The organism is Euzebyales bacterium, assembly GCA_036374135.1.
GTDB lineage: Bacteria > Actinomycetota > Nitriliruptoria > Euzebyales > JAHELV01 > JAHELV01.
Window position 1 is genome coordinate 31527 of the sequence record DASUUK010000094.1, and the last position, 17174, is coordinate 48700.

Here is a 17174-nt window from a genome sequence, read left to right on the forward strand (position 1 = left end):
GCACCTTTCGGGATTGCGGATCGTGAGAAGCGACCCCGGTGCCGCCCGGAGCCGCGAAGCGACATGTACCCCTGTCGCGGACCTCTCATCCGTTGGCCCAGCGGCTCGGGGGCGGCCTACGGCCGGTCAGGAAACTGGTCGATGAGGATCGGGTTGCCGTCGGGGTCGATCAGCGTGATGTGCGCAGGACCCGTCCCGTCGGGATCGGTGGTCTCGGTGAGCTCGAGGCCGGCGGCGCGCAGCTGCTGCTGGATCTCGCGCACGTCGGTGAAGTGGTCCTGCACCATGGCCCCGTCGCCGTCGACCGGGATCGAGATGCCGGGATTGAACGTGATGATGTTGCGCTCGAACATCCCGTGGAACAGCCCGATGATCGCGTCACCGTTGACGAGGATGAGGTAGTTCTCGTCGGTCGAACCGCCAGTGACCTCGAAGCCCAGGGTCTCGTAGAAGGCGCGCGATGCGTCGAGGTCCGCGACGTTCAGGCTGATCGAGAACGCGCCGAGATCCAGGGTGCCGGGCATTGGTCGCTCCTCTGTCGAGGTGACCATCATGCCCGATGGCTCATGCCCGACCCGTCAGGCAGCAGGCCGTCGAGCAGCGCGGACAGTCCGTGCAGGAACTGGTCGTGCGTCTGCGCGGTCGTCGTCTGGATGCTCAGGTCGTCGGCCCAGCGGTCGTGTGCCCCGTCGGTCCCGCCGTCGGCCCGGTCCGGCGCGGGCGGCGGTGACCACGCGCGCGAGTGCCGCGCGGTCACCTCGCCGACCAGGTGGTGCCACACGACCTCGTGGGCGCGCGCGGCCGCGGCCGGGGACAGCCCGGCCGCCAGGAATGCGGCCACGACATCGTCGGTCACCCAGGCGACCGACCATCCCATGCGGTGCATCGGCAGCAGGTCGATCACCCACGCGTTGTCCACCAGCCAGTCGTGCGTCATGGTCATCACGCGGATCACGGTGCGGCGGGGGTCCTCCGACCTCGACGGTCGGCGCAGGGTCGGCGCGATCTCGTCGAGCAGGCAGCGCAGCAGATCGTCGCGGTCGGTCACATGGCGGTACAACGCCATCGGCGAGCAGCCCAGCTCCCGCGCGACCCGGCGCATCGACAGCGCGTCGATGCCCTCGCTGCGCACGACCGCACCCGCCGCCTCGACGATCCGGCCACGGGACAGCCGCGCACGACGTCTCCGCGATGTCGTCCCAGCGCTGCGCGTGTCCATGCCACGTTCATGTGTACACGATCGCCGCATCGTGCGGTCGGCGCGTCCGCAGCCGACCAGGGGGGTCAGGCGGGGGCGGCGCCCAGCGCCTCGCGCGCATCGCCGACCGTGTACAGCGATCCGGTGACCACCACCATCCCGTGACCACCGGCACGCTCCGCCGCCAGTCGCACGGCGGCGCCCGTGTCGTCGAGGCGGTCGTACACCGGCACGCCCGCCGCGCGGCAGGCCGCGGCGACCTGATCGGCGCTGGCGGCCCGCGGGCTGTCGGGCGTCGTCACCACGACCTCGTCGACCGCCGAACCGACGAGGTCGGCGAACGTCTCCACGTCCTTGTCGGCCATCATGCCCAGGACGGCGACGCGCCGACGGTCGCCGTGCAGCTCACGCAGCGACCTGACCAGCACCCGCCCGGCGGCGGGGTTGTGGGCGCCGTCCAGCAGCACGGGCACGCCCGACGGTGTGGAGAGCAGCTCGAGCCGTCCGGGAGAGCGGACGGCCGCGAAGCCCTCCCGCACCGCGGCTGGCTCGACGGGGGTGGTGCGATGTGCCTGCACCGCCGCCAGCGCGCACGCCGCGTTGACCGCCTGGTGGGCGCCGTGCAGCGGGAGATCGACGGTGAACACACGGTCGTCGATGCCACGCAGGTTGATCCGTTGACCGCCCGGGGTCAGGGTGCGGCCGATCACGCCGAAGTCGCGATCGAGCACGTGCAGGCGCGCGCTGCGTTCGGCGACCTCCTGTGCGATCACGTGCGCTGCCGGTCCCTCCGGGTTGGCGGAGACCACCGTCGCCCCGGTGCCGATGATCCCCGCCTTCTCCCACGCCACCTCGCCGACGGTCGCGCCGAGCTGCGGGTGGTCCATCTGCACCCGACCGAGCACGGCGACGCCGGCGTCGATGACGTTGGTCGCGTCGAACCGGCCCCCCATGCCCACCTCGATGACGCCCGTGCGTATCCGCGCACGCGCGAACGCCCACAGGCACAACGCGGTTGAGGCCTCGAAGAACGTGACCATCTCGCCCGTGGCCTGCTCGACACGTTCGATGTGCGGGCCGAGCGCGTCGAGTCCGGCGAGCATGTCGTCCACGGCGATCGGTTGCGCGTCGACCCTGAACCGTTCGCGCACGTCCTGCAGGTGCGGCGAGGTGTAGGTGCCGACCCGCTCGCCGCCGGCCATCAGCAGCGAGGTGATCATCCGCGCCGTGGTGGTCTTGCCGTTGGTGCCGGTCAGGTGGATCGACGGGAACGCCCGCTGCGGCGCGCCCATCGAGTGCACGAGCGCGCGTATCCGCCGCAGTCCCGGGAGCATGAGCTCGGGACGGCGGTCGAACAGGGCGGCGATGGCCAGTTCGTAGTGAAGGGCGGTGGTGTCGAGCGTGGTCACTGTGCCTCTCGGTCAGGTGGGTCGTTGCGCGCCGACGTGGTCGTCCGTGGCGGGTCGGAAGCGGGCCCGACGGTTCGCGGCGGTGCCCGTCCGCGGGACGGCTGCACACCACCCCGACGTTCGTGCGTGAAGCTGTGGTGCGGATGCCGGGGTGGGTCAGGAGAGGCCGACGATCTGGCCGTCCTCGTCGATGTCGATGCGTTCCGCCGCAGGCGCCGATGACAAGCCTGGCATCGTCCGCATGTCGCCGCACAACGGGTAGATGAAGCCGGCGCCGACCGACGCGCGGACCTCGCGGACCGGCAGCGTCCAGCCCGTGGGGGCGCCCTTGAGCGTCGGGTCGGACGAGATGGACAGGTGGGTCTTGGCGATGCACACCGGCAGGTCGCCGAACCCCGCCTCCTCGTACCGGTCGACCTGCCGTGCGGCCGCGGGCGTGTAGGACACGTCGTCGGCGCCGTAGACCCTGGTCGCCACCGCGTGGATCTTGTCGCGCAGGGTCAGCTCGTCCGGGTACAGCGGGGCGAAGGCCGTCGGTTCCTCGGCCGCCTCGGCCACCGCCTCGGCCAGTTCTGTCGCGCCGGCGCCGCCGTCGGCGAAGTGCGTGCTGACCGCGGCCCGCACGCCCAGGTCCTCGGCGATCTCACGGATCGCGGCGTGCTCGCTCGGGTGGTCGGTGGGGAACGCGTTGATGCACACGACCGGCGACACGCCGTGCACGCGGATGTTGTCGACCTGTTTGCGCAGGTTCGCTGCACCGGCATGGACGTCGTCGGGGTTCTCGGCGAGCAGTTCGTCGGGCAGTGGACGGCCCGCCACGATCCGGAACCGGCCCGAGTGGGCCTTGAGTGCTCTGACCGTCGTCACCAGCACCGCGGCGTCGGGCGACAGGCCTGACGTCCGGCACTTGATGTTGAAGAACCGCTCGGCACCCATGTCCGCACCGAACCCGGCTTCGGTGACGAGGTAGTCGCCTCCGTGGATGCCGATCAGGTCGGCGACGACGGACGAGTTGCCGTGGGCGATGTTGCCGAACGGCCCGGCGTGGACCAGTGCAGGCGTGCCCTCGAGCGTCTGCATGAGGTTCGGCTTGATGGCATCGCGCATGATGACCGTCATCGCGCCGGCGGCGCGCAGGTCCTCGGCCGTGATCGGTTTGCCCTCGCGCGTCGTGCCGATCACGATGCGGCCCATCCGCTCACGCATGTCCGCCAGCGACGTCGACAGCGCCAGGACGGCCATGACCTCCGACGCCGCCGTGATGTCGAACCCCGACTGGCGTGTCACGCCATCGGCCTTCGGCCCGAGGCCGACGACGATGTTGCGCAGGGCGCGGTCGTTCACGTCGACCACACGTCGCCAGCTGACGCTGTCGACGTCGATGCCCAGCGCGTTGCCCTGGTGCAGGTGGTTGTCGACCATCGCCGCCAGCATGTTGTGCGCGGCGGTGACGGCGTGCATGTCCCCGGTCAGGTGCAGGTTGAGCTGCTCCATCGGTACGATCTGGCTGTAGCCCCCGCCCGCGGCGCCGCCCTTGATGCCGAACGTCGGGCCCATCGACGGCTGGCGCACGGCGATCGCGGCCGACCTGCCGATGTGGCCGAAGCCCTGGCCCAGCCCGACCGTCGTGGTCGTCTTGCCCTCCCCCAGCGGGGTCGGCGTGACCGCTGACACCAGGACGTACCTGGCGCGCGGGCGGTCGGCGAGATCGTCGATCGCGTCCAGCGAGATCTTGGCGACACCAGCGCCGTACGGCTCGAGGTGGTCGGGCCGGATCCCCATCTGAGCGGCGATGTCGGGCAACGGCTGCAGATCCGCGCCTCGGGCGATCTCGAGATCGCTGGGGAACGTCATGTGGAGTCTCCTTGGATTCACTGATCTACCGCTCGCCACGTCAGGCGAAGCGCGCGAGCAGGTCCTGCCGCCACGCCTCCGTGCGGCGGATCTCGTTGAAGGTGAACAGATGCCATCCGGCGATTCCCATCTCCGGATCGGAGACGGTCGGCAACAGCCCCTCGACGAGGTCGTCGGGCGCGTAGCCGCCCACGATCCGCGCGACCGTCGCCCACTGCTTGCGCAGGAAGCGCATCGAGTCGCCGATGCCGACCCGTTTGGAGATGCGCAACAACCTGGCGAAGTCGACCGCGCCCGGGAGGCCGATGTAGATCGGCAGGCGCGTGCCCCGCGCCCGCACCGCGGCGATCCAGCGTGCCGTCACCGCAGGGTCGTAGCAGATCTGGGACACGATGTGATCGGCGTACGGCTCCTTGGCGTGCATCATGGTGACGGTCGTGTCGTCCGGGATGAACGCGTGGCTCTCGGGATAGCCGGTGATCCCGACGCGCAGTGAGTGGCCGATGTCGGCCATCGCCCGCAGCAGGTCCACGGTGCCCTCGAACGGCCCCGCGGGTTCATCCGCGTCGCCGGCGACGACGAAGATCTCGTCGATCCCCATGTCCGACAGCTGCTGCAGCAGGTCCTTGAGCTCGACCCGGTCGCCGATCAGCCGCGCCGCGATGTGCGGTACGACCCTGACGCGATGCCGGCGTCGTAGCAGTCCCGCCAACGCGAGGGTCGCGTCGGTCCCCTTCGTGGGCGATGACGTCACCGTGACGACGGCGTCCTCGGGCAGGTAGGCGAACTGCTCCTCCACCCCCTTCATCGGAATGATCTCGAAGCGGGGTGCGGAGAAGGACTCGTGGACGACCTGGCTGGTGGACCTTCCCATGGGCAACTCCCGACCGGGCGGGTGGCCGGCGTGCCTCGTTGCCACCCACCCGGTCCGACGCGATCAGACGATGGCGGCGGCGTCCTGCTTGGGCTTGTCCTTCTTCGGGTCGACGAACGGCTTCTCGACCACGACGGCGCGGTTTCGGCCGTGCTGGGTCTCGACCACCAGCTCGGTGCCGTAGGGCTCGTAGCGCACCGGCACCATGGCGTACCCGATGTTGCGCTCCAACGCGGGCGACCAGGTGGCGGACGTGACCTTGCCGACCGTCTCACCGGAGTCGGGGTCGAACACGGGGAAGAAGTCGGGCATCGAGCCGTCGCTGAAGAAGCCGACGTGCCCGCCGTCGATCTCGACGCCGACCAGCTTGCGCTTGACGCCCTCGGCCTTGATGCGCTTCAGCGCCTTCTTGCCGATGAAGTCGGCCTCCTGGTCGAGGTCGACCATCCACGTCTCCTCGAAGCCGTAACCGACCTCGAAGGGGTTGGTGTCGAAGTCCATGTCGTTGCCCTGCGACAGGAACCCGCCCTCGATGCGCCGGATGTGGCCGGGGCCGACGACCTGGATCTCGTGCGGAGCGCCCGCCTCGAGCACGGTGTTCCACAGCTTGATGCCGTCGCGGGTCGCGTCGTGCAGGTAGATCTCGTAGCCGATCTCACCCGAGAACCCCGTCCGCGACACGACGGTGCGCAGGCCGTCCAGCTCGCGCTCCTCGGCGTGGTAGTAGGGGATCTCGAGGATGCTGTCGCCGAACAGGTCGCGGGCGACCGCGGCGGCGCGCGGACCCTGGATCTGGACGGGCGCCACGTCGGGCTCGGAGATCTTGACGTTCATGCCGGAGCTGTACGCCAGGCCCTTGCACCACAGCAGGATGTCACTGTCGGCGAGCGACAACCAGATCTTGTTCTCCTCGAGCCGCAGGAGGATCGGGTCGTTGAGGATGCCGCCCTCGGGCGACGTGATGAACACGTACTTGCACTGCCCGACCTTGCACTTGTTCAGGTCACGAGGCACGAGCATGTTGGCGAAATCGAATGCGTCAGGCCCGGTGATCTCGACCTGTCGCTCGACGCTGACGTCCCACAGGGTGACGCGGTTGACCAACGCGTCGTACTCGTCGAGCGGATCGCTGTACAGGCGCGGGTGGTACATGCGGTTGTACACGCTGTACAGCTTGACGCCGTGCTCGCGGTGAGCGTAGTAGTACGGCGTCCGGCGGATCCGCGGGTACAGCAGGATGCCGGGGTTCTCATTGATCGCCAACGCGATTCCTCCTTGGGTGGGGACGCGGGGCGACGGTCGTCATCCTCGCGGTCCCGGTCGTAGCCGATCGACCCGATGTGGTCTGCCGACCTCCGGCCACAGCGTCCCGGTCGCGGGCTGAGGCCAAGGTCATCGTGCGCTCCGCCTGCGCCCGCGCGTGCAGGCCCGCCGACCGGCGGGTCCGGATACGCCGCCGAGGGCCGACGATGTCACGCACGCTCCAGGCTCGTCGTTGCTGTATGCGAAACACGAGAGCTAATGGCGCAACAGTGTGTCCATCGCGGTGGGCCCCGTCAAGAGCCCGTCTGGGAAATTCGGGGCGTGATCGGGCAACGTCATTCCGTGAGGCGGAGGACCACCCCTGCGCACGTCTTCGGAGAGAAGAGCGTCGACTTCGGAGGCATGACGCTGTCGGCGTCAGCGACCCTCATGAGTTCGGCCATGGATGTCGGTCGCAGCATGAATCCGATCGACTGCGTACGCCGGCAGTGCTCGACGACCGCGTCGGCGTCGCCGGCCACGTACGTCAGCCGGGGGTCCAGGCGTGGTTCGTGGACGCCCAACGCCGGCTCGAGCACCTGGCGCTGGAGCACCGTGACGTCCAGGGCGTCGAGCGGTGCGTCCCCGATGGCCCCGACGTCGGCCCGCAGGCGGTACCACCCGCCGTCGACCCATGCGAGGAAGGTGTGCGGCGCGGCGGGCACACCTGCCGCCGCGACCGGCTCCACAGCGATGTGGGACGCGATCATCGCGACGAGTCGCTCCGTCGTCATGCCGTGCGGCCTCGTGACGGCGCGGTGGAAGGGCAGGATGCGCAGTTCGTCGTCGGGGAACAGTGCGGCGAGGACCCACTGGTCCGGAGCATCGACGTCGGCTCCGGCAGCGCGACCGTCCGCGGCGACACGTGACGCTGCCGCCAGCCGATGGTGCCCGTCGGTCACGTACAGCCGGTCGATCGTCGCCAACGCGTCCTGCACCTCGCCGATCACCGCGGGATCCGAGGTCGTCCAGATCGCGTGCTCCGTCCCGTCGTGACTCGTGAAGTCCACATGAGGTCGCATGGCGGTTGCGCGGCGCTGCAGGGCCCGCAGTCTCGCGTCGGCCCGGAACGCCAGCCCCACCGGGCTGGCGTCCGCCGGCACCGCCTGCTGGAAGGCTGCGAGGCGCTCCTCGCGATCCGCCCGGGTGTGCTCGTGGCGGATGATGCGGCCGTCGTCGTAGTCGCGGATCGCCACCTCGGCCACCAGACCGGTCTGGATGTGCCCGTCCGGCGTCGTCAGCCGGTACCACGCGAAGCGCGGCCCGGTGCCGGCGTCGAACACATCGCCACGCAACAGGCGTTCGAGCGCGCGGCGGTTGCGTCGCCGGTCGGGATCGCTGTCGGCCGCGCGCAGCACGTGCAGGAAGCTCAGCGGGTCACGCGCGCGGTGCGCCCGGGCCCACGCAGGCAGGGTGTCGTACGCGGGGGCGGCGACGCGGGACGCCACCCCAGGGGCGACGACGTGCAGGTGCGCGGGGCGGATGCCGAGCCGGACCGTCATCCGCGGCGCCTGGGTCATCAGCCGGCCCGGTTCCGGAAGTCGTGCATGAACTCGGCGAGCGCGTCGGCGCCGGCCTGCGGCATCGCGTTGTACAGGCTTGCCCTGCACCCACCGACGCTGCGGTGGCCTTTGAGGCCGACGAAGTCACGATCCGCCGCCTCGGCCAGGAACCGCGCTTCGAGGTCGTCGTCGGGAAGCCGGAACACCACATTGGTGAGGGAGCGGCTCGCGCGGTCGACGGGGCACTCGTACCACCCGTCGCTCTCGTCGATCGCCCGGTAGACGACCCCGGCGCGGCGCTCCGCGGCCGCGGTCATCGCCTTCAGCCCGCCACCGTCGAGGATCCAGCGCAACACCTTGCCGGTGACCCAGATCGAGAACACGGGAGGGGTGTTGTACAGCGAGTCCTTCTGGACGTGGATCGCGTACCGCAGGTACGCGCCCTGGTCGTGGCGCATGGAGCCCAGCGTGTCCCGACGGAGGAAGACGAGCGCCAGGCCGGCCGGTCCGAGGTTCTTCTGCGCGCCGCCGTACACCAGGTCGAAGCGCTCCCAGGGCAGCTCACGTGTCGCGATGTCGCTGGACATGTCGGCGACGAGGGGGACGCCGACGTCGGGGAACTCGGCGAACCGGATCCCCTCGATCGTCTCGTTGGAGCACACGTGCAGGTAGCGCGTGCCCGCACGCACGTCGATCTCGTCGGCGGTCGGCATGCGCGTGTAGCGCTCGGGCTCGCCGTCCCAGGCGATGTAGGTCGTACCGTAGGCCTGTGCGTCCGCGAGCGCCTTGCGCGACCACGACCCTGTGCGCGCAACCGCGGCCGATGCACCGTCGGTCAGCAGGTTGGCGGGCGCCATCGCGAACTGCAGCGTCGCGCCACCCTGCACGAACAGCACGTCGAAGTCGTCCGGCAGGGCGAACACCTCGCGGGCCAGCTGCATGGCCTCGGTGTGCACGGCGTCGTAGTGGGCTCCCCGATGGCTCATCTCCAGCAGCGACATCCCGCTGCCCCGGTAGTCGACCAACTCGTCGCGGACCTGCTCGAGGACCGGCAGCGGAAGCGTCGACGGCCCGGCGCTGAAGTTGTGGACGCGGTGGGTGCTCATGTCTCGTACCTGTCGCCTCGTGCGCGGTCGATGTGTGGCCGCCAGCGGTGTCCGACGGCCGGTGTGGGCGATCCTGCCGGTCCCGCGGCCGGTTCGCCACGTCGGTGTGGGATCGCAGGCACGGTCAGCCCTCGCTCGCCCGCCGCACGCTCGCGTGCAGCACGCGGTCGATGGCGTTGACCCGGTCGGCGAGGTCGTCCGGGGTGGCACCGCTGGTGTGGATGGTGGCGACCGCGGCCGTCCGACCGGCGAAGATGGTGTTGTGCATCTGCTCGATGTTGAGCTCGCAGCCGCGCAGCACGTTGAGCACGTCTGACAGGACGCCGACCTGATCGAGGTGGCGCACCACGAGGGTCGCGTTGCCGACCGGCTGTGACTCGATGTTGACGCAGTTGCGGATCTCGCCGCGCTCGTAGGCATCGAGCATCGACACGACCTCAGCGGCGATCGCGCGCTGGGCCTGATCCGTGGACGCCCCGATGTGGTGGGTGCCGTACACGTTCGGGTGCTGGGCGAGCAGCGAGTCGAACGTGCCGGTCGAGGACGGCGGCTCGTCGTTGAACACGTCCAGTCCGGCCCGCAGGTCCTTGTCCTCGATCGCGTCGAGCAGGGCGTCGTCGTCGACGATCTCGCCCCGCGACGTGTTGATGATCCAGGCGCCCGGCGGGACGTGATCGAGGAGTTCGGCATCGACCATCCCACGTGTGTCCTCGTTCAGAGGCACGTGGAACGACAGGATCTGGCACGACGACGCCAGAGTCTGCAGGTCATCCACGAACGTGATCCCCGCGCGTTCGGCGCGCGCGACGACGTCGGCGGGTCGACCTTCACGCGCGATCGCGTGCACGCGCATCCCGAAGGCCGCCGCCCGCTCGGCGAAGACCAGGCCGATGTCCCCCAGCCCGACGACGCCGACCGCGCGCCCGTACAGTCCGCCGGCCTGCGAGTAGCGCCTCTTGTCCCACCGGCCGTCCCTGAGGTCGGCGACGTTGTCGGGGATCCGGCGGTCCAGCGCCGCGACCAGGCCGAACGCCAGTTCGGCCACCGCGATCGCGTTGCGGCCCGGCACGTTGCACACGTAGATCCCACGTTCGGCGGCGGCCGCCTTGGCGATCGTGTTGGTCCCCGCGCCGGCGCGGATGATCATGCCCAGCGAGTCGGCGGCGGCCACGGTGTCGGCGGTGACCTTCGTGCTGCGGACCACGAGGACGTCCTGGCCCGCGATCGCCGTGGGGAGGTCATCGGACGACAGCCCCGGCTCGAAGGTGCACGCGTGGCCGCGGTCGCGCACCGCCTGAGCGTGGTCCGGGTGGAACGGGTCCGCGAACAACAGGTGCACGGCGACCTCCGGGCTGTGTGTTGCGTTCAACACAACCGTTGCCGATGACGCGACGCATCGTGCCCCGCGGTGACAGCCGGGTCAAGCGTTGTGTCAGCGGTGGTGTCGGCGGTCGTGGGCTGCCCCGTCCAGACAGGGGTTCGTTCTTGCGTCGTACTCCACGATGCAGTGAACTGGCGCGAGCGTGCCGCAGGCACGCGGACCGCGCCAGCCGTCGCCCGGTGTGACGCGAGGGGCCAATCGACACGTCACAGCAGGAGGCCGATCGTGGTAGCGCTGCTGATGCTTGCGGCGGGGTTCGCACTCGGGTTGTTCTTCGGGTGGCTGCTGCACCGCGAGCGGGTCGAGCGCGCGCTGTACGAGGACGTCGCCCGTCACCGCGACCGGGCGACCGCGGCATTGGCGGAGACCTCGGCCCGGCTCGAGCTGGCGAACAAGGACATGATCCGGCTCCGGAGCCAGCTCTCCGACTCCCAGCAACTGCTCGACGAACGGGACGCCACGATCGCCGATCTGCGCACGCGTCGCCCCGAGCGACCGACGGGCGACGACGAGGACGCGGACGTCGCCGAGGGAGTCACCGGCGGACCGGTCGACGCCGTCGCCGATGCCGCAACCACGCCGTCGGGCGTGACACGGCTCGACGACGTCGACCGCACCGACATCACCGAGGAGGTCTCGCTCGCAGCACGCGGCCCGTCGAGGACCGAGTCGGCTGTCGACGCGGACCTCGGCGACGAGAACGACCACACGATCGACGTGACGCCCCCCGCGAACGCCCGATCGGCGGGAGGAGTCGATGACGCCGCCTGGGACGAGCCGGTACGGGACGAACCGGCGGCGCAGGAGGTCGCTGCGCCGGTCGGTGGCGAACCGGCGGACGCCGGACCGGTCGCTGTGGAGCCCGTCGAGGACGAGGCCCCCGACGTCACTGCCGACGAGGCGGCCACGCCGGACGCCGGCGTCGCCGCTGAGGGCGCCCCCGCCACCGGGGACGCAGCGCCCGTCGACGAACCGGCCGGCGACCGCGAACTGTCGGAGGCTGGCGCCGATGCCGAGCTCGACCAGCGCGAGATCGGTGAGCCGCTCGTGGTCGACGAGCCTGCGGTCGGGACCGTCGTCGGCGGGGCGCAGGATCAACCGGAGATCGGTGAGCCGCTCGTGGTCGACGGGTCCACGGAACCGGCGGCCGAGACCACAGCCGCGTCCGAGCCGTCGGCCGGCCCCGACGATCTGCAACGCATCGCCGGGATCGGCCCCGCGCTCGAGTTGCAGTTGCGCGCCGAGGGCATCACGTCGTACCGCCGGCTGGCGCTGCTCGATGACGACACGATCGCCGACCTGCAGGCGCGTCGCCCGCAGCTCGTCACGCGGATGCGCCGTGGCGGTTGGGCCGCCCAGGCACGTAGGCTGCACGCCGAGATGCACGGCGAGTCGCTGTGACGACGGTCAAGCGCGGACCGAGCGTGCCCCCGGCGTGGTCAGCGGCGGTTCGGTGGTGGATCCGCAACGTCACGTGGACCCGGGCCGGCGTCAGTCCATGTACTCCGACAGCGGCAGCCGGCGGGCGCCCGCACGTCGCAGCCACTCGTTCAGGTGCTCGACGACGGTGACACCACCGGCCGTGAGCCCACGGTGCATCGCGCCGCCCAGCTCCATCTGCCAGCCATCCACGCGCCCTCCCGCCTCGGAGACCAGCAGGCTGCCCGCGCTGAAGTCCCAGCGGTGCATCGTGAACTCCGCGTACCCGTCCCAGCGCCCGGCCGCCAGCCAGGCCAGGTCGAGCGCGGCCGAACCGAACCGTCGCACGTCGCGGACCGAGCCGATCAGGTCGGCCAGCAACCGGCCCTGATCCGCACGGGCCGCCGGGTCATACGCGAAGCCGGTGGCGACGAGGGCGTCGGCAGGGTCGTCCACCGTCCTCACCGACAGCGCCTCCCCGTTGTGATGTGCGCCGGCGCCACGAACCGCGGTGAACACGTCGCCCCGGCTGGGATCGTGGACGACACCCGCGAGCGGGCCTTCCGCGTCCTCGACCGCGATGCTGACCGACCACTGCGGGATGCCGTAGAGGTAGTTGACCGTCCCGTCGAGCGGGTCGACGACCCAGCGCAGGCCGGTCGAGCCCTCGCGGTCGCCGGTCTGCTCCTCGCCGAGTTGCCCGTCGTCGGGTCGCGCCGTGCGGATGCGCTCGCTGATGAGGTGTTCGCTCGCCTGGTCGGCGGCCGAGACCGGATCCGTCGCCGACGTCTTGGTGTCGACCGACAGGCCGCCGCGTTCGGCGTAGGCGCACAGCAGTTGCCCGGCCTGACGCGCCATGTCGGTCGCCAGCGCCAGCAGTTCGGAGGGATCGTGGTCCATCTCGTTCCTCGTCGTGTCGCCTCGTGAGCACGGCACCCGGACGGCGTGCGGCGTTGCGACGTCCGCGGAGCATTGTCGTGCAGGTGGCGCCGCTCGTCGGACCATGTGGTGATGGCCGTCCGGGTACGCTGCGCCCATGATGTTCAGAGGCGTCGGTGTCGCGCTGGTCACGCTGTTCGACGACACCGGGGAGGTGGATGCGGTCGCCACGGCCGATCACGCCGCGCGACTTGTCGGCCTGGGGGTGCGGGCCGTCGTCGTCGCCGGGACGACCGGTGAAGCGGCGACGCTCAGCATCGACGAACGCGACCGCCTGCTCGACGCCGTGCAGTCGGCCGTCGACGCACGCGTGCCGGTGATCGCGGGCACGGGCGCCCCGTCTGCGCGGCAGGCAGCCGACCTCACGGCCCGCGCCCGCGACGGTGGTGCCGACGCGGTACTGGTGCTGTCTCCGCCACAGGCGCCCGATCCACGGCCCTACTACGAGCGCGTGGCTTCGGTCGCCGGCGACCTGCCCGTGCTCGCGTACCACTTCCCGAAGGTGTCGCCGCCGGGCCTGCCGGTCGACGTGATCGGCACGTTGCCCGTCGCCGGCTGCAAGGACTCGACCGGCGATCCCGAGCGGCTGCTCGGCACCCTGCGCGCGACATCGCTGCCGCTGTACACCGGCTCGTCGGCACTGCTGTCGTTCGCCGGTCCGCTCGGATGCGCCGGGGCCATCCTCGGACTGGCCAACGTGGAGCCCGAGCGATGCGCCGAGGCGTTCGCGGGGGATGCCGGCGCCCAGCGCGCGCTGACCGCTGGGCACTTCGCGATGAGCGATCCGTTCCCGCGGGGTCTCAAGGAGCTGATGGCCGACCGCTTCGGGACGTCGACGGCGACCCGCGCCGCGTGAGGTCGCCCGTCCCGTGGCCAACCCGGCACGGAGCGACGCGGGTGATGCTCAGGTGCGGTCGAGCAGGCGGGACAGCGCCACCACGCTGCGGGTCTGGGTGACGATCGGCTCGGCCCGGATGCGCTCGAGCGCCGCCTCGAGGTGGGTGGCGTCGGCGACGCGCAGGTGCAGTAGGGCATCGGCGTCGCCGGTGATGGTGAACGCCGACACGACCTCGGGATGATCGGCCAGGGCATCGCGGATCTGCTGCGACGGTGTGCGCGGTGCGCAGAACAGTTCGATGAAGGCCTCGACCCGCCAGCCCAGCACGCGGGGGTCGACGGTGATGGTGAACCGCTCGATCAGCCCGGCGTCCCGCAGACGGTCGACGCGCCGCTTGACCGCGGGCGCCGACAGGCCCACCGCCTCGCCGATCGACGCGAAGCTGCGTCGACCATCCTGCAGGAGCTGCGCAATGATCTTGCGATCTATCTCGTCGATGCGCAACGAATCGCTGGCCACTCCCGAACATCCCAACCTATTGGTCTGTCGTGTCGGGCCGTAGAGTACAGACATCGACCGTCACCCGACCCTGGCGGTGTGCCGTCATACAGGAAGGTCGCCGACAATGACCACCTTCAGCACCGCCGAGCGGACCAGCTTCGAGGCGCCCAACTACGCGCCGTTGCCGGTCGTCATCACCGAGGCGGAGGGCGCCTGGGTCACCGACGTCGACGGTCGCCGCTACCTCGACGCGCTGTCGGGTTACTCGGCGCTGAACTTCGGCCACCGCCACCCTGCGCTGGTGGCTGCGGCCGAGGAGCAGCTGCACCGGGTCACGCTGACCAGCCGGGCGTTCACCCACGATCAGTTCAGCGGGTTCTGTCGCGAGGTGGCGGAGCTGTGCGGCATGGAGATGGTGCTGCCGATGAACACCGGCGCCGAGGGCGTCGAGACCGCGATCAAGGTCGCGCGGCGCTGGGGCTACACGGTCAAGGGCGTGCCGGCCGGCCGGGCGAAGATCGTCACCTTCGCCAACAACTTCCATGGCCGCACGACCACGATCATCGGCTTCTCGACCGACCCCGACGCGCGCGAGGGGTTCGGGCCGTTCACGCCGGGGTTCGTGACGGTTCCGTATGCGGACGCCGACGCGTTGACCGAGGCAATCGATGCCGACACGGTCGCCGTGCTGATCGAACCGGTGCAGGGCGAGGCCGGCGTCATCGTGCCGCCGGACGGCTACCTGACTCGGGTCCGGGAGATCTGTGACCGCGCCGGCGTGCTGATGATCGCCGACGAGATCCAGTCGGGCCTGGGGCGCACCGGGCGCACGTTCGCCATCGACCACGAGGGTGTGGTGCCCGACATGTTCATCCTCGGCAAGGCGCTGGGCGGGGGCATCATGCCGGTCTCGGCCGTCGTGAGCCGACGGGACGTGCTGGGCGTGCTGACGCCCGGTTCCCACGGCAGCACCTTCGGCGGCAATCCGCTGTCGTGCGCCGTCGCTCGTGCGGTCGTCGCGCTGCTGCGCACCGGCGAGGTACAGGCCAACGCGGCGCGGATGGGCGCGCGCCTGGCGGCGGGCCTCGCCACGCTGCCCAGCCGCCACGTCGACGGCATCCGCACGCATGGACTGTGGGCGGGCATCGACATCGCCGGGGGCCGCACCGCCCGCTCGGTGTGCGAGCGTCTCCTCGAGCTCGGCGTGCTGTCCAAGGACACCCACGGCAGCACGATCCGCCTCGGTCCCCCGTTGACCGTGTCGGCCGACGAGGTCGATCTGCTCGTCGACCGCCTCGGCGAGGCGCTGGCGACGACCGTGTGACGGTGCAGGTCATCGACGCCGTCGGTGCGTCGTGGTCGTCAGCGCACGCAGTGATCGCGCGACACGCGTCGACGTCGTTTCTGCCCGACACCATCGACGGGCAGTAGGGTTCGTCACGATGCGAACGGATCGACTCCCCGACACCTCGTGATGAGTGGTTCGGTGGCGCTGGCCACCGCCGGGGAGGCCATCGGGCTCGACGACGACGCACCGGTGCTGCACGCGGCGCTCGAACGCCGCGGTCTGCGGCCGACGCTGGCGGTCTGGGACGACGGTGACGTCGACTGGGCCGGCTTCGATCTGGTGGTGCTGCGCTCCACGTGGGACTACCCGCGACGGCGCGATGCCTTCCTCGGCTGGGCCGCGGACGTGGCGGCCGTGACCAGGCTCCACAACGGGACCGACGTGATCGCGTGGAGCAGCGACAAGCGCTACCTTGCGGAGCTCCACGGGCGGGGCGTGGCGATCGTGCCGACGACGATCCTCGCGCCCGGCGAACCCGTGACGCTGCCGCCCACGGGCCCGTTCGTGGTCAAGCCCGCGGTGTCGGCGGGTTCACAGGACACCGAGCGGTTCAGCGACCACGATGATCCCGCGGCGCGCGCGCTGGTCGGGCGACTGCACCACCAGGGGCGGGACGTCATCGTCCAGCCCTACGTCGAACAGGTCGATGACCGCGGCGAAACCGCTCTGGTGTACCTGGGTGGGCGCTTCAGCCATGCCATCCGCAAGGGCCCGATCCTCGCGGGCGCGACCGAGACGGTCGGTGGGCTGTTCGCCGCCGAGCAGATCGATCCGCGCACGCCCACCGACGCCGAGCGCGCCGCCGGGGAGGCGGCGCTCGACGCCGTGCCCTTCGACCGGGCGGAGCTGTTGTACGGGCGCGTGGATCTGCTGCCCGGTACCGACGGCGACCCGCTGGTGCTCGAGGTCGAGCTCGTCGAGCCGTCGCTGTTCCTGCGGTGTGACGATCACGCGGCCGACCGCTTCGCGGAGCTGATCGCCCGAGCGATGTGACGGTTGCCGCGTGCGGGCGCCAGCACCCGCCTGACGACCCGGGACACGTCACCACCGCCGGTGGCTACCGACGCCTTCGACGGGCGTTGACGGTCGAAGGCCGACATGGCGGCGATCGTGGTCCGTGTGGCTGGGTAGTCTCGGCGTCACGCACACCCGGATCCCAGGAGTTCCACCAGATGAGTGACGAGCGCAGCCTTTCCGAGCAGGACATCGAGTCGGTCCACGGCGGTTCGAGCGAGCCGGGCGGTGACGAGGTTGCGACCGACGCCGACGCGGTCGACGCCGACGCGGTCGACGGTGACGCGCTCGACGCGGTGGACGGCGACGCATCCGATGCGGATGCGGTGGATGCCGACGGCGCGGACGCTGACGCCGACGCGAACGACGGCGACGCGTCCGATGCGGTGGACGGTGACGCGTCCGACGCGGACGCAAGTGACGGTGACGCCACCGATACGGTGGACGGCGACGCCGCCGACGCCGATGCCCACGACGCGTAGCGGACCG

At 70.8% G+C, this 17174-nt stretch carries 16 protein-coding genes; 5 read left to right on the top strand and 11 right to left on the bottom strand.

What is annotated here, in order from left to right; genetic code table 11:
• Positions 1-116 precede the first annotated feature (116 nt).
• The 9 genes from VFZ70_15860 to VFZ70_15900 form a co-directional block, all read right to left on the bottom strand.
• Positions 117-524, bottom strand: coding sequence for a VOC family protein (locus tag VFZ70_15860; protein ID HEX6257283.1), 408 nt, complete (start codon positions 522-524; stop codon positions 117-119).
• A 26-nt stretch (positions 525-550) separates the two neighbouring features.
• Complete coding sequence (locus tag VFZ70_15865) at positions 551-1219, bottom strand: TetR/AcrR family transcriptional regulator (GenBank protein HEX6257284.1); 669 nt, start codon at positions 1217-1219, stop codon at positions 551-553.
• A 65-nt stretch (positions 1220-1284) separates the two neighbouring features.
• A complete protein-coding gene (locus VFZ70_15870) occupies positions 1285-2607 on the bottom strand; it encodes a folylpolyglutamate synthase/dihydrofolate synthase family protein (GenBank protein ID HEX6257285.1) in 1323 nt (440 codons plus the stop codon).
• A 156-nt stretch (positions 2608-2763) separates the two neighbouring features.
• A complete protein-coding gene (locus VFZ70_15875; protein HEX6257286.1) occupies positions 2764-4461 on the bottom strand; it encodes a formate--tetrahydrofolate ligase in 1698 nt (565 codons plus the stop codon).
• Between the two features lie 40 nt (positions 4462-4501).
• Positions 4502-5335 (bottom strand): methylenetetrahydrofolate reductase, encoded by an 834-nt coding sequence (locus VFZ70_15880; protein ID HEX6257287.1) that lies wholly within the window; start codon positions 5333-5335, stop codon positions 4502-4504.
• 63 nt (positions 5336-5398) lie between these two features.
• On the bottom strand, positions 5399-6598 hold the full coding sequence (locus VFZ70_15885; GenBank protein HEX6257288.1) for a glycine cleavage T C-terminal barrel domain-containing protein: 1200 nt from the start codon (positions 6596-6598) through the stop codon (positions 5399-5401).
• Between the two features lie 335 nt (positions 6599-6933).
• Positions 6934-8139, bottom strand: a complete 1206-nt coding sequence (locus VFZ70_15890) for a DUF1015 family protein (GenBank protein HEX6257289.1) — start codon at positions 8137-8139, stop codon at positions 6934-6936.
• Positions 8140-8156: 17 nt separating this feature from the next.
• Positions 8157-9245: a 3-phosphoserine/phosphohydroxythreonine transaminase gene (serC, locus tag VFZ70_15895; GenBank protein HEX6257290.1), complete on the bottom strand. Its 1089-nt coding sequence runs from the start codon at positions 9243-9245 to the stop codon at positions 8157-8159.
• 124 nt (positions 9246-9369) lie between these two features.
• The gene (locus tag VFZ70_15900) at positions 9370-10584 is read right to left on the bottom strand and encodes an NAD(P)-dependent oxidoreductase (GenBank protein ID HEX6257291.1); all 1215 of its coding nucleotides are present in this window, start codon (positions 10582-10584) and stop codon (positions 9370-9372) included.
• A 267-nt stretch (positions 10585-10851) separates the two neighbouring features.
• Here VFZ70_15900 and VFZ70_15905 point away from each other — a divergent pair, with 267 nt between their 5' ends.
• The gene (locus tag VFZ70_15905; GenBank protein HEX6257292.1) at positions 10852-12027 is read left to right on the top strand and encodes a hypothetical protein; all 1176 of its coding nucleotides are present in this window, start codon (positions 10852-10854) and stop codon (positions 12025-12027) included.
• A gap of 90 nt (positions 12028-12117) precedes the next feature.
• Here VFZ70_15905 and VFZ70_15910 read toward each other — a convergent pair whose 3' ends face one another.
• Entirely contained in the window at positions 12118-12945 is an 828-nt protein-coding gene (locus tag VFZ70_15910) for an inositol monophosphatase family protein (GenBank protein HEX6257293.1), read from the bottom strand.
• Positions 12946-13081: 136 nt separating this feature from the next.
• On the opposite strand from VFZ70_15910, the gene VFZ70_15915 reads away from it, so the two are divergent.
• The gene (locus VFZ70_15915; GenBank protein ID HEX6257294.1) at positions 13082-13840 is read left to right on the top strand and encodes a dihydrodipicolinate synthase family protein; all 759 of its coding nucleotides are present in this window, start codon (positions 13082-13084) and stop codon (positions 13838-13840) included.
• Between the two features lie 48 nt (positions 13841-13888).
• On the opposite strand, the gene VFZ70_15920 is transcribed toward VFZ70_15915, so the two are convergent.
• Complete coding sequence (locus VFZ70_15920; GenBank protein ID HEX6257295.1) at positions 13889-14341, bottom strand: Lrp/AsnC family transcriptional regulator; 453 nt, start codon at positions 14339-14341, stop codon at positions 13889-13891.
• A gap of 106 nt (positions 14342-14447) precedes the next feature.
• Between VFZ70_15920 and rocD the strand changes: the two genes are divergently transcribed.
• The 3 genes from rocD (at position 14448) to VFZ70_15935 (ending at position 17167) form a co-directional block, all read left to right on the top strand.
• The gene (rocD, locus tag VFZ70_15925) at positions 14448-15647 is read left to right on the top strand and encodes an ornithine--oxo-acid transaminase (protein HEX6257296.1); all 1200 of its coding nucleotides are present in this window, start codon (positions 14448-14450) and stop codon (positions 15645-15647) included.
• A gap of 162 nt (positions 15648-15809) precedes the next feature.
• Positions 15810-16664: a hypothetical protein gene (locus VFZ70_15930; GenBank protein ID HEX6257297.1), complete on the top strand. Its 855-nt coding sequence runs from the start codon at positions 15810-15812 to the stop codon at positions 16662-16664.
• A 179-nt stretch (positions 16665-16843) separates the two neighbouring features.
• Positions 16844-17167 (top strand): hypothetical protein, encoded by a 324-nt coding sequence (locus tag VFZ70_15935; protein ID HEX6257298.1) that lies wholly within the window; start codon positions 16844-16846, stop codon positions 17165-17167.
• Positions 17168-17174: the final 7 nt, after the last annotated feature.

Coding starts and splice junctions, on each gene's coding strand:
- VFZ70_15860 (HEX6257283.1), bottom strand. CDS start 524: ATGCCCGGCACCCTGGATCTCGGCGCGTTCTCGATCAGCCTGAACGTC.
- VFZ70_15865 (HEX6257284.1), bottom strand. CDS start 1,219: ATGGACACGCGCAGCGCTGGGACGACATCGCGGAGACGTCGTGCGCGG.
- VFZ70_15875 (HEX6257286.1), bottom strand. CDS start 4,461: ATGACGTTCCCCAGCGATCTCGAGATCGCCCGAGGCGCGGATCTGCAG.
- VFZ70_15880 (HEX6257287.1), bottom strand. CDS start 5,335: ATGGGAAGGTCCACCAGCCAGGTCGTCCACGAGTCCTTCTCCGCACCC.
- VFZ70_15890 (HEX6257289.1), bottom strand. CDS start 8,139: ATGACGGTCCGGCTCGGCATCCGCCCCGCGCACCTGCACGTCGTCGCC.
- serC (HEX6257290.1), bottom strand. CDS start 9,245: ATGAGCACCCACCGCGTCCACAACTTCAGCGCCGGGCCGTCGACGCTT.
- VFZ70_15910 (HEX6257293.1), bottom strand. CDS start 12,945: ATGGACCACGATCCCTCCGAACTGCTGGCGCTGGCGACCGACATGGCG.
- VFZ70_15915 (HEX6257294.1), top strand. CDS start 13,082: ATGATGTTCAGAGGCGTCGGTGTCGCGCTGGTCACGCTGTTCGACGAC.
- rocD (HEX6257296.1), top strand. CDS start 14,448: ATGACCACCTTCAGCACCGCCGAGCGGACCAGCTTCGAGGCGCCCAAC.
- VFZ70_15935 (HEX6257298.1), top strand. CDS start 16,844: ATGAGTGACGAGCGCAGCCTTTCCGAGCAGGACATCGAGTCGGTCCAC.